The organism is Paenibacillus sp. SAF-068 (assembly GCF_051967555.1).
In the GTDB taxonomy this organism is placed as follows: domain Bacteria; phylum Bacillota; class Bacilli; order Paenibacillales; family Paenibacillaceae; genus Paenibacillus.
The window spans coordinates 46,608-59,082 of sequence record NZ_JBQCJX010000007.1; the positions used below are offsets into that span (position 1 = coordinate 46,608).

9 protein-coding genes are annotated in these 12,475 nt (G+C 46.6%); 3 read left to right on the forward strand and 6 right to left on the reverse strand.

What is annotated here, in order from left to right; translation table 11 throughout:
- The first annotated feature begins 153 nt into the window (after window positions 1-153).
- Complete coding sequence (locus tag ACTHPG_RS25250) at window positions 154-2,394, forward strand: S-layer homology domain-containing protein (protein ID WP_440392129.1); 2,241 nt, start codon at window positions 154-156, stop codon at window positions 2,392-2,394.
- Window positions 2,395-2,520: 126 nt separating this feature from the next.
- On the opposite strand, the gene ACTHPG_RS25255 is transcribed toward ACTHPG_RS25250, so the two are convergent.
- From ACTHPG_RS25255 to ACTHPG_RS25265, 3 genes are all read right to left on the reverse strand, one after another.
- Window positions 2,521-3,510 carry a phosphotransferase enzyme family protein gene (locus tag ACTHPG_RS25255; protein WP_440392130.1) on the reverse strand — a complete coding sequence of 330 codons (990 nt, stop codon included), beginning with the start codon at window positions 3,508-3,510 and terminating at the stop codon, window positions 2,521-2,523.
- 402 nt (window positions 3,511-3,912) lie between these two features.
- Entirely contained in the window at window positions 3,913-4,461 is a 549-nt protein-coding gene (locus ACTHPG_RS25260; RefSeq protein ID WP_440392131.1) for a hypothetical protein, read from the reverse strand.
- Window positions 4,462-4,465: 4 nt separating this feature from the next.
- Window positions 4,466-6,049, reverse strand: a complete 1,584-nt coding sequence (locus ACTHPG_RS25265) for a glycosyltransferase family 39 protein (RefSeq protein ID WP_440392132.1) — start codon at window positions 6,047-6,049, stop codon at window positions 4,466-4,468.
- Between the two features lie 175 nt (window positions 6,050-6,224).
- On the opposite strand from ACTHPG_RS25265, the gene ACTHPG_RS25270 reads away from it, so the two are divergent.
- On the forward strand, window positions 6,225-7,667 hold the full coding sequence (locus tag ACTHPG_RS25270) for a CAP domain-containing protein (protein WP_440392133.1): 1,443 nt from the start codon (window positions 6,225-6,227) through the stop codon (window positions 7,665-7,667).
- Between the two features lie 147 nt (window positions 7,668-7,814).
- On the opposite strand, the gene ACTHPG_RS25275 is transcribed toward ACTHPG_RS25270, so the two are convergent.
- A complete protein-coding gene (locus ACTHPG_RS25275) occupies window positions 7,815-8,213 on the reverse strand; it encodes an iron chaperone (RefSeq protein WP_440392134.1) in 399 nt (132 codons plus the stop codon).
- 129 nt (window positions 8,214-8,342) lie between these two features.
- Window positions 8,343-9,005, reverse strand: coding sequence for a M48 family metallopeptidase (locus tag ACTHPG_RS25280; RefSeq protein ID WP_440392135.1), 663 nt, complete (start codon window positions 9,003-9,005; stop codon window positions 8,343-8,345).
- 153 nt (window positions 9,006-9,158) lie between these two features.
- On the opposite strand from ACTHPG_RS25280, the gene ACTHPG_RS25285 reads away from it, so the two are divergent.
- Window positions 9,159-9,926 carry a GNAT family N-acetyltransferase gene (locus ACTHPG_RS25285; RefSeq protein ID WP_440392136.1) on the forward strand — a complete coding sequence of 256 codons (768 nt, stop codon included), beginning with the start codon at window positions 9,159-9,161 and terminating at the stop codon, window positions 9,924-9,926.
- Between the two features lie 111 nt (window positions 9,927-10,037).
- Here the strand turns inward: ACTHPG_RS25285 and ACTHPG_RS25290 are convergent, their stop codons facing one another.
- Window positions 10,038-12,416, reverse strand: a complete 2,379-nt coding sequence (locus ACTHPG_RS25290) for a GH36-type glycosyl hydrolase domain-containing protein (protein ID WP_440392137.1) — start codon at window positions 12,414-12,416, stop codon at window positions 10,038-10,040.
- Window positions 12,417-12,475 lie beyond the last annotated feature (59 nt).

A 12,475-nucleotide genomic window follows, 5' to 3' on the forward strand; every position in this document is an offset into this window, starting at 1 on the left:
CAATTTCACTTATTTAACGCCCTCATTCATATGCTCGCACGATGCTTCCCATGCCTGCCTCTAAGCAAAATCAGCTGTAATGTCGATGAATATACCATGATGCTGTACATGCACATGTTCTTCGTACATTCAGAATGGAGAGGGGTTGGAAACATGGTTTACCGGAAAAATAAAATGCATTCGCTGTTCGCACTGCCCTTGGCAGGCCTGCTGTTTCTGTTATGGGGGACTCAGGCGGCACATGCGGAACAGGTCGACAGTTTGTTGCCTGAGCGAAGTCAGCAGGAGATTGTCCAGAAGTGGAATCAGTGGATGAATGGCACGGATACAGCTCCCCTTTATACTGAAACACCTTCGACAAGTGCTCCTTACTCTGCTGGTGTGGTAAGTGATGCCTATCTGGAACAAGGACTGAACGCAGCCAACTTTTATCGTTTTATCACAGGGCTGCAAGGCGATCTTGTCCTTGATCCAACATTGAATCGTCAAGCCCAGCATGGGGCTGTTGTGGTCTCCACGGGTGGATACCTGTCCCATTATCCAGAGCAGCCAGGAGATATGCCAAAGGACTTCTTTGACACAGGTTCAAAATCTGCCAGCAGCTCCAATCTGTACGTTACCAGCAGTGCCAAAAATAACGTCCTGACAAAAAGCATTCAGGCCTATATGAATGATTCGGATGCCTCCAATATTGATCGACTGGGTCATCGGCGCTGGATTTTGAGTCCACAACTGCAACGAATCGGATTTGGACTCGCCACTCGCAGTGAAGCAGGTAAGTCATATGATCAGTACTATAGTGCCATGCAGGTATTTGATAAAAGCAGAACTGGAGGAGCTTCGTTCAACTACAGTCTGTTCCCGAATCAAGGCGCATTTCCCATCGAAGCCTTTGGCAGTACACAGGCCTGGTCTGTTCAACTGAATACAGATGTATTCGCAAAACCGTCACGTTCTGAGGTACAGGTCGAGATGACTCGAACTTCCGATCAGCGTACATGGACCTTTAATGCCAACAATCAGAATAGTGGCTTTCCAACCGGTTATTACAATGTGGACCCTGCGGATAAACAATGGTTTAATCAGGCCTACTTCAATGTAGAGACAGGTGGATATGGCTATGGCTACGCCATTATCTTCCGACCCGACGATGTGCAATTGTTGAAGAATGGCGATACGTTCAACATTCGAATTACAGGTCTGCAAAAGAAAGACGGTACAACAGCGGAAATCTCATACGCCACACATTTCTTCCATGTGGACGGTATTCAAGATGCAACACTTACCCGTATAACGCCAGAACAACAGAACCTGAGCATTCGAGCAGGAGAGCAGATTGCTCTGCCTTCGATCACTGCCGTGAATGATAACGGAACATCCTATGTTCCACAGTCTAACGTTTCCTTCACGACGACGTCAGATCGCATTGCCATCAAGGATGGCAAAATCCTTGGACTTCAGGCTGGTAAAGCCGAAATCCGGATTCGTTTTGAAGGGATCGAAGCGGTTGTCACTGTTACGGTAACGGGAATCCCCCAATTAAGTGATATTCGCTCACATTGGGCGAAAGATGCCATTCAATGGGCTGTTCAACAGGAGATGGTCAGTGGATACGAGGATGGAACATTCAAACCCAATAATCAGGTTAGTGAAGCCGAGTTCCTCTCCATGTTATTCAAACTGTATGCTGATTCCCATGTTATTCAGAGCATTGATGCTGTGGAGGGACAAGCTGCCAAAGGTAAGATCTGGAGTGATCGTTATTATTCCTATGCTTCCGCGTTGAATCTGAATCTGGATACCAGCCAGCAGAATCCGAAACTCCGCAATCATGCCTTGAACCGGACAGAAGTAGCTGTAATCGTATCAGGTCTTGGCGGTAAGAATTATACCCAGGATGAAGATGCCATCCGGTATCTGCTGAACATGGGATACTCTTCAGGCAAAACAGCAGCTACGGTCCAAGGTTATGCAGGACAAGAAACCTTGACTCGGGCAGAGGCTGTCGTTTTCCTCCAGAACCTGAAGGAAAAAGGCTTCGAGCTATGGGGCAGACCACAGAAGGCCACTGTAGCTACCGAGAATGAAAAGAACGGCGGACTGCCGGATCAGACCATAAAAGCAGTATATTCTGTCGATCACACGCTAGTCCTCCAAGGTACGTTCCCAGCGTATGCCAACCAGACGATGCCGATCAAAATCCATGGTCCTTCCCCTGCTGTAGAGCACATCCAAACACAGCAGGTTACAACAGATGCCTATGGTAATTTTAAACTAACGGTAAGTAACCTCGATGCAAAAGAGCTTAATCTCTATGTGGACGTACGCGAAGATTATTCCTACTGGATCAGTGTAGAGGCGGGGCGAACTGCAATAAGTGATTATACGGAATAACATGTAAAAACCAGCTTTGGAATTCACATCGAATTCCCAGCTGGTTTATTTTTTGGAAGAATACTTTCCCTGGTGTGAAACATGACAATGGTTATTGCATTGAGAAACTCCGGTTTGCACTGAAGATTAAATCGGATAACCGAATTGCTCTGCCCTTTCTGACAATTTCCTCTCTAACCTTGCTCTTAGTCCACTCATCCATTCCGGCTCATATAACCACTGATCTGCAGCAGACCGAAGCACACGAACATATCCATATAGATTGGCAAACCGGCGACAGGCGGGGAACATGCTCTCCAGATCATAACGTTCTCCCGCCTCGGACCAGTACCCGTTCAGGAACAATTGCTTCTTCTGCTGCCATTGCTCAGGCTTAATTTCCTCACGCAGACTATCCAGACTTCGCTCCACATCCATCGCGTACCAGTGATACATCGCGTCATCAAAATCAATGGCATAACAAGACTGGCTACCTTCATCATAGAACACATTATCCAGTTCAAAATCGTAGTGGATGAGTCCGAAATTTTGCTTGTTTATCGGCCAAGTCGCAAAATACGTTCGGAGAAGCTCGACCTCGTTCAAAGCAGCCGTCTCCCCAGGGAAATCCTCCAGGATCTCCTGCATCCAATCCAAAACATCTGTATAGGTCCAGCGCTGCTTCTCCTTTTGCTCAGGTATGAATGATCGCGATAGTTGATGTAACTCTCCCAATGCCTGACCATAGCTGTACAGGATGGCATCATTCAGAGCAATGCTTCCTACCTGTGAACCGGGCACTCTCTTGAATACGGAAGCGTAGTACGTCCCCCATGGCGTGTGAGCTTCTACGATTTCTTTCCCTGTGTGGGAAGGTACGGCTTCCATAGCTCCATAATGATTCGCTCGAAGATAACCGAGGAACTCCAGTTCAGCGCCAAGGTTGACTTGATTTTTCTCCTCTACCGGGGCAAAACGAAGCAATCGAACTTCCCCCTGCTCTCTGAACGGGTACACGGCATTGGAGGATATGCGATAATACTGAAACATGTCCAGCGATTCGGAATCGTAGTTCCAATTCTTTAGAATCATCTCGGCAAGGTCATTATGATGAAATAAATATTTTAATTTTAACATGGGCAGTTCTCCTTTTTGGATCGTTTCAGGTGGATTGCTTGCAACCATCGAGTACCTATTTTTGCGCGCAAAAAGCCGCAGGCTATGCCTGCGGCTTTTAAAAATTCTGAGTGTACGAGAAATTTGCACAAGCAAACAGACCTCGCATACGCCAGAAAACTGAGCAGTTATATCCCTATAGATCGGCAGATCTCAGACCGTACTGGGAAACTAAAGTTTTTCTTCCTTCATCGGATGGTCTGCCGGAATTATTCAGTTTATGCTTACCTTCATTGTAGTAATCGAGCATACCATCTTAGACCGTCGTTTCATGACGCTCACTCCCTTCAAAAAACACCTGTTTCCATAATAACCCATAAATTGAATGTAAGCAATTACAAAACGACGATAACCCATTTTCTTTTACTGGACAACCGCCATCCGCTCCACCGTCTCGGTGTTGTCCTTATACCACACCATCACGATATTTTCTTTCTGAAGATCAGACACTTGAATGGACGTATTCGCACTCGGGCTTGATTTACCCGAGCGTGGCATCCCCATGCCTTCAGTGATAGTGACATCATCACTTATATTCAATTTCATCTCCAGTCCGGTATCCTTCCATTCCATACTTGGAGATGAGCTGTCCTGGACCTCAAGTAATGCCAGCGTAACTGTGTTTCCAGTCACCGAGATGACTCTGCCTGCAATGTCGGCACTCATTCCCCCCTGCAGCATGTCTCGACTGCCTGAACGTTCGTTCATACCCGCCCCGTCTCTTCCACCTCTAGGTGTTCCTCCGTTCATTCCAAAGCCTTCACCATTCGGCATGCCACCACCGTTCATGCCTTGCACAGAACCGGTGTTGGTAATATTCTGGGCGGTGATAACATCACAGGCCGCAAGCATAACCGAACACCCTAACAAAAGGAGTATTGTAACCGATGTGAAATATTGTTTTTTTCGCATATGATCACCTTTCTCTCAGGGAAAATGACTCCAAGGTACCTTTACGATGGAATATGAAGTCATACGTGTCTTTGAACCCCATATAGGACAACACAACCAACAGCGGATATACAGGATAGATGTATCGGGACTTAATCTCCCAAAGAATATAAAATCCGATGAATCCGAGAATGACCAGGATCAATGAGACTTCGTCATACCTTTTACGACGAATTCCACCGAGCAACCGGATGAGAATAAAACAGTACATCAGGAAATTCATCACATACACAATCCAGAGCAAACCTGTCCGATAATCCGAATCCCCTTGCAACAGCTCTGTTATTGCATTGGTATAACTGTAGGAGCCTGCGATTCCGCCTCCCCTTCCTCTTCCGGTACCCAAAGAGCTTTCATTGCCGATTCCGTATCGGTCCATCTGGTACGTTCCTTCGGTCCAGGTCCATATGATCTTTTGGTAATACATCTGCACCAGGTCACTTGCACTTGCTTCGGACAGCTTGTTGCCGATCTCTTGTTTAAACAATGCTGCACTCTCAGCCTTATTGTAGTTGGCCTGTCTCTGATAGATCTGATAACTCTCCATATTGTCCCAGAAGCCAAAACGCTCCAGGTTGATCCCCATATTCAGCCACATATAGACCGGTGCAGCATTCTCTCCAACAGGTTCACTCACGGCACCGGAGGACTGAAGAACCGCATTCTGAGTCCAGGTTGGTACATTAAATAACATAGCTAACACACCGATGGAAAGGATGACTTTCTTCATTCCAATGCTCCGCATATTCAGCAGGATATAGATGATGGCAGCGATTAGCACGATCACGCCGATGCTTCGGAAGTAATTGCCCATCGCGAGAAACACGGCGGCAATGACGATGGTTTTCCAAGACTTTACACGCACAAAACGAATGATAAAGTATAGGCACGATGTCAGAAATGCTGTGGCAATCACATCGTTATAGATCAGGTTGTTCAGGAACAAGGATGGCAGGTACGTCGCTGCAAAGATCAACACACCGTAATCACGTTCTGTGGATCTGTCGTTCACTTGTTTATAAATAAGATAAATCATGAATGTGGTTAACGTTGCAAACAAAATATTGAATAGCTTGATGACCAGATAGTTGTCCGGGAACAGGTACAGCAACGTCTTCAGGTACAGCACGATCGAGTAGTTGAACGGGAACATGTGCAAATATCCACCCGTCTCAAACGAGGAGTAGTCCTGGTCATACAGCATGTTCATGGCCAGTGAAAGAACAGTCTGTGAATCATCGGTGGGCAATCTCGGAAATACGAAAATGATGATGATCTGAATGGCCAGAGAACATAGCAGCACGATTGGAATGACAACTTTCGGACTGTATTTGTTCAGTTTCAGACACAGAGCGTATAGCCCGACACCTGAACCAAGAAGCAAAAGAATGACCGGGAGAAAAATACTCCACTGCTGCATGCCCAAAATGGGATTGTCCCCATACAAGGCGTAGTTATACTGCGCCCGAACCACCAAGGACGAAGCAATAAACACAGCAACAAACACGAGCAGAATGAGATAAAACGACTTATGCAGCGTCTTAGACATGCCAAAACTCCTTTTCGATTACAGGATTCCGTGAGTATTATAATAGCTCTGGCTGAAAAATCGCTGAATTCAAAACACAATTTTCATTCATAAAACTAACGAATTCTCCCTCTAATGTCGATAATATACATCGAATACATAATATTATCATTTTATACTAGAAGGGGATTAGAACATGTTTATTCAAAAAAGGTACATCCGCTCGTTACTCTCTCTTCCTCTGGCAGGCCTGTTATTCATGTTGCTGGGGACCCAGCAGATCGCTGCAGCCCCTGTCGACAGCCTGCTGCCTGAGCGAAGTGAGCAGGAAATCAGTCAGAAATGGACACAATGGATGAGTGGCAAGGACATACCTGCCACATTCACTCAGAATCCTTCGACCAAGGCACCTTACGTCGCTGGTGTAGTAAGTGATTCCACATTAGAGCAGGCTCTAGGTGCAGCCAACTTCTATCGTTATCTCTCCGGTCTGGATGGGGATCTCGTTCTGGATGCTGCGCTTAATCGTCAAGCCCAACATGGAGCAGTTGTGGTCTCTACCGGAGAATTGACTCATTTCCCGGCCCGTCCTGCCGATATGCCAAAAGACTTTTTTGATCTGGGCGCCAAATCGGCTTCAAGTTCCAACCTGTATGCTGCCTATGGTGCTCAAGGAAATCTTGCAGTCAAAAGCGTCGAAGCTTATATGGATGATTCGGATGCCAGCAACATTGCTGCACTCGGCCATCGTCGCTGGATTTTGAGTCCGCAACTGAAGAAAGTCGGCTTCGGGATCGCATCCCGGGACAACAAAAACTATGCGAGCCACTTCAGCACTATGCAAGTGATGGATACAAGCCGTTCAGGAAAACTCAATTACAATTACAACTTGTATCCGAACAAAGGTGCATTCCCGATTGAAGCATTCCATGTGTCACAAGCCTGGTCTGCACAGCTGAATCCGGACGTCTTTGCGAAGCCCTCCAATTCCGAGGTACAAGTGGAGATCGTTCGTTCATCCGATCAGAAAACATGGGTACTGGGAGCAAAAACGCCGGTTAGCAGTGATCCTGCAAAAGCCTTTTTCAATGTAAATACCGATGGTTATGGATATAACTATGCTGTCATTTTCCGTCCGGATAACTTGAAATCCCTGAAGGCAGGCGATACGTTCAACGTTCGCATTACCGGTTTGAAAAAGAAAGACGGGTCCAAAGCAGAAATTTCATATCAGACTCGTTTCTTCTCGGTTAGCAACCCTTCACAAGAGCCTGCTACTAATCCACAGAATCCTGGGACAGAACCTGGAACAGAGCCACAAGAACCGGATACCGGGAACGAGGACTACCTGGATAATCATCTGATGCAATTCGTATATACAGCGGATCGTACGCTGAAAGTACGGGGAACCCTCACCGCTTATGCAGGCAAAACATTCTCTTTCCAGATCCACGGTCCTTCACCTGACGAAAAACATATTCGTACTGAAACGGTGAAGCTGGATACTACCGGTCGGTTCAGTCTGACCGTTCCTAACTTGGGCGTGTCCGATCTGACCATCTACCTGCAAGTGGACCCAAGCTTTATGTACTTGATTCCTACGGCAAGTAATTCAGACGTCACGTATTACTTCGAATAGAACTGGAGCAAGAGTACTGGGATAAACTAAAGTTAAATGAAGTAGCGAACGATTTATTAACTTCAAACACAAAAACAGTCGGAATGCCTAGGCATCCGACTGTTTTTAGATTTATGATATGAGCTTTGGTTATGGTACAAGCTTGGATTACTTTGATGCTTCCTTTTTGCGTTTCTTTTCCAGCGCGATCTCCACATTTTCTTTCACCCGAAACTCCACAATCCGGCGGATCAAATCCTCCGGCAGTGGTTGGTCCAGCGGAAACTGCACAGATCCCTTGGCGCCTTTATACTTGGATAGTTCCTCCTTGAATGCCAGAATCCCACTGGGCGCAGGGTAAAAGCCAATATGATGCTGATATGCGGCAAAATGAACCAGATTCCCATGCTGTGCATACGTGGGCATCTTGTAACTGATCTTCTCTTCGGCGTGTGGAGCCGAATCACGAATAATCTGTCTTAACGCCTGTAATCTTACCTGTACATCGGGTTCAAACTCCGAGATATATTCATCTACCAGCACAGAATAATGGTTACTCTCAGCCATCGGGGACTCCTTCCACCACGGGCACATGAATGCATTCGTGGTATGGATATATTTGCTTATATTGTACTTCAAATCGACAAGAGGAACAGCTATTTTCATGTAAATTGAAATGTACGATGAAGTCTGAAATTATAGCGTCATGGCTCGACCATTTCGCATCAGGTAATCTTCTTTTGTTTTGTAATCCGGCATGATACTGCCAATACGCCGCCAGAAGGAGCGATCATGATTCATGTGGTGAATATGGCAAAGTTCATGAATGATGACATAATCGATTACTTCCAGTGGTGCCATTGCCAGGCGATAATTGAACGTAAGCTTTTTGTCCCAGCTGCAACTTCCCCACTTGGTGGGAGAATCCACGATCTCTATCGACCTCGGCTTCACCTTCAACTCCTGCTGATAACGACCGATGCGCTCTCCAATCATGCGTTTACACTCAGCAAAATAAAACTTCTTGAGACTCGCTCGCATCTCTTCTTCTGTACGCCCATCTACAGGGATTAATTCATGCAGTGCATGTTCCTTGCCAAAAAGCAAAAACCTCCCTTTGCCCTCATCTTCATATTCCTTGGCCTGAGGACCTTCCAGTGCCCGCTGCATGAGAGCGGACTTCTTCAAAATCACATCCCCATGCTGCTCGACAAGTTGCCGGATCATGTCTTCACTGGTACCATTGGGTGCTTTGATCGTTACCATGTATGGCAAGTCCATCGTGATGGATATTTTCTTGCGTTTGCCGTATTCAATATGACAGTTAATACTGTGATTATTTAATTCTATGATTAACATAACGCGCTCCACTTCTGAAGTTATTCATTCAACCAAATCAAATTGTATACCATATCCGACTAAAATGCATACTGTTGGGCGATATAACTACCCATATTGAATTTTTATACATTATTATGTATTATTATTAAATTATAAGATCGGAGGTTGGATATGACGCACACAACGGATACAGAACAAAAAACCATTGAAGAGATGTCTCTTAACCACTGGCAGCCCTTGTCTACCTTACTATATGACGGCTGGGTACTGCGTTTTGCCAAAGGATATACCAAACGTGCCAACTCCGTTCAACCTATCCACTACTCCACGCTGGATGTGCATGAAAAGATTGCGGAATGTGAGCGCATCTATGCTTCCAATCAGTTAAATACCATATTCAAAATCACACCGTTTATTCAACCGGATCATCTTGACCAGCTTTTGCAAGACAAAGGGTATGCTGTTGTGGATCTGACCCATGTCCAAACTCGGAGTCTGGATAATATCAAAGAACCTGTGCACCAAGCTGTACAGATTGACGAACAGTTGACCACAATATGGCTGGATCACTTTTGCCGTCTGAACAAGATGAATGATCTGCAACGGGAAACTTCGGAACTTATGTTGAATAATATTCGCACAAAGGCAGGTTTCATCTCGTTGTTGATGGACGGCCAAGTCGTCGCTTGTGGATTTGGTGTAATCGAACGTGGCTATATCGGCTTGTATGACATCATTACAGACGCTGACTTTCGGAATCAGGGACTTGCAGAACAGATGATCCTTCACCTCCTGCATTGGGCAGTAGAGAATGGTGCTACGTCCAGTTATCTTCAAGTTGTTGCGAATAATGCACCTGCATTAAAGCTCTACGCCAAGCTAGGTTATTCGCAGATATACAGCTATTGGTACAGAGTCAAAGAATGGAGTGAATCCTGATCAAGTTAAAAGCAAAAACTGCCCTTCCCTAAGAAGGAAAGGCAGTTTATAATTTGTCTTCGTAATTGTTCGGAACGCTTCACACTGTTCAGCAGTACTCTGTACTCTTTTTTACAATGGTAGCTTCACCAGCACCTCATAATTCATGCCGGCTTGGATATTCTTGATGATGTCACCGTCGATCCGTTCACCGTCAACGCACACTTCAATCGTCTGGACAGTCGCATCCTTCTTCATGTTCACATTCAGTTCAGCCCCACGGAACAACCGCGTAACCGATGCCTCATTCCAATCTGCTGGAAGTTGTGGACGAACCTGAAGCCCTTGTGGGTGACCTTGCAGGCCAAACAATCCATCGATCAGGCAACGATACACCCAAGGCACTGTGCCCGTGTTGAACAGATGACTGGAGCGCCCCGCTGTACGCGGGAATTGACGATAAGCTCCGCGATAATAATTCGGGATAAATACCGGTAGTTGACCCCGTTGGAGAATATCCTCGGCATCGGGCCCCGGAATCATTTTACGCAGCAGACGATAGGCTTTCTCTTTCTCACCCACCAGATACAACGCATAGATATAGAACGCCGCCGCGTGGTTGTACACGGCTCCATTCTCTGCACTTCCCGGATGTTTCTGCGTGACACGGCCTACATCCTCCCGCATTGCTGTGAAGGACGGGGCAAGCTTCTCGACACCATATGGCGTCTCCAATTGCTCTTCTACCGCGCGAATTAACTTCTCCTGTTTCTCCTGATCCGCAGCACCGCTCATAAGTGCCCAGCTCTGAGGATTGATATAAATTCGCCCTTCCACGTCCTTGCTCACACCGAACACTACGTTATCATCCGTAATGCCTCTGGCATACCAGTCCCCATCCCACAGGTACTCATTCGCTACCGCATTCGTCTGATTGGCTTCCAGACGGAATTCCGCTGCAAGCTCGGCATGCCCTGCCTGTTCAGCAAGATCTGCCCATACATTAAATGCATATGCCGTCGCAATGGTCAGCCAGCCGGATACGCCTTTGCCTTTGTATCCCACCATGTTCATCGGATCACACCAGTCACCCTGATTGATATAGTTCAACCCGCGCGCATCCCGCTCATGGATCAACCAGCGCATCGCGAGATTCATATGTTCCAGTACGGAGAGCTTCTGCGGACTGTCTGTAAAAGGAACCTGTTCCTCCAGAATGCCATAGTCATTGGTTTCATCCAAGTAGGTCTTCAAACAGACCGGAAGCCAGATACAGTGATCGGTATGAGGAATCTGGTTAATATATTTCAACTCGGCGTCCGGGTGCAAAATAATTCCGTCGGGCATAGCGCCGCTAATATGCTGTTGTGACAATGCAGTCAGGAACGCAGCCCGCGCAACCTGTGGCTGAATGTAACTCATCCCCATATTATCCTGCAGATAATTCCGGGTCTGTGGGTCGGTAGACAGACGGTTTGTTTTCCCGTGATAATACATCTGACGAGGCAGCCAGTGATTCACGATGTTATCCAGCCAAGCATCCGGTGTCTCGATCTGGATGTTCCCCTGTCCTTCGGCAACATAAGCCGCATATTCCTGTTCGGCTGCGGTGAAACCATCCTGACCTTCCTCATTCTGCTTCACAAAATAATGCTGACGAATGCCCTCAATCTCTGTCTCATCATGAGCCGGGCCAAAGATAAATCGATAAGACTGCTCAGCACCAGCCTCAAGCTCTACTCTGTATTGCAATACAGCTACAGGGGTCTCATAGCGAGCATCTCCACCAGCAAGGATCTCCAACTGAAGCCCGGAGGGATTATGAAGTCCGCCTTCGCCTTCAAAGCTCTCGTGATTCACTTCCCAGGCGGTCGGTTGGCGATCTGCAAGCAGATAGGTTTTGTCGCTGTAGTTTTTGATTTTGCTATAATCCTGATATTTCTGATACGGCGTAATCGCCGAGCAGACAATGCCCTGCACATCTTCCACATATGAACCGGACTGGTTCATCCAGGACATATAGCCGACCGTATAATACGGGTAGATACTCAGCTTGCGTTTTCTCGAAGACAGATTGGTTACCTTCACTCGCCACAGCTCCATCACATCTTCACTCGGCAGGCGCAGGGACATCTCGACGCATATGTCGTCCTGAATCACTTTCCAGTGAATATCATGTTTACCCACAGCGAACGTATAGCTATCCGCCTGCTTGCGAACCGGTTCATACGGCGCAGAGAAGATCTCCCCACTTTCTTCATCTTTAATGTAGACAAACCGTCCCGGATGGTGGGCATAGTATGGTTGCTCCGGTTGCATAAACGTCTTCGCCTCCAGGTTGGGCGCGTATGAATATTTGGCAGGTTCGGGCTGCATGAATTGAGCCACAGCATATCCTCGGCAATTCACATGAATCATCATCTTCTCATTCCAAAGAAATCCAGATGCCTTCGGTAAACTCGTCGGGCTTGTTAGTTCAACATACTGATTATCTTCCGTTGCTTTAATCATCACTGAACCTCACTTTCAGATGTTGGAGTCAAAAAACAGAAAACGTTTTAGGTAACTTG

Excerpts from the sequence above, each read along its gene's own strand:
- ACTHPG_RS25250 (WP_440392129.1), top strand. The coding sequence starts at position 154 with ATGGTTTACCGGAAAAATAAAATGCATTCGCTGTTCGCACTGCCCTTG.
- ACTHPG_RS25255 (WP_440392130.1), bottom strand. The coding sequence starts at position 3,510 with ATGTTAAAATTAAAATATTTATTTCATCATAATGACCTTGCCGAGATG.
- ACTHPG_RS25260 (WP_440392131.1), bottom strand. The coding sequence starts at position 4,461 with ATGCGAAAAAAACAATATTTCACATCGGTTACAATACTCCTTTTGTTA.
- ACTHPG_RS25265 (WP_440392132.1), bottom strand. The coding sequence starts at position 6,049 with ATGTCTAAGACGCTGCATAAGTCGTTTTATCTCATTCTGCTCGTGTTT.
- ACTHPG_RS25270 (WP_440392133.1), top strand. The coding sequence starts at position 6,225 with ATGTTTATTCAAAAAAGGTACATCCGCTCGTTACTCTCTCTTCCTCTG.
- ACTHPG_RS25275 (WP_440392134.1), bottom strand. The coding sequence starts at position 8,213 with ATGGCTGAGAGTAACCATTATTCTGTGCTGGTAGATGAATATATCTCG.
- ACTHPG_RS25280 (WP_440392135.1), bottom strand. The coding sequence starts at position 9,005 with ATGTTAATCATAGAATTAAATAATCACAGTATTAACTGTCATATTGAA.
- ACTHPG_RS25285 (WP_440392136.1), top strand. The coding sequence starts at position 9,159 with ATGACGCACACAACGGATACAGAACAAAAAACCATTGAAGAGATGTCT.
- ACTHPG_RS25290 (WP_440392137.1), bottom strand. The coding sequence starts at position 12,416 with ATGATTAAAGCAACGGAAGATAATCAGTATGTTGAACTAACAAGCCCG.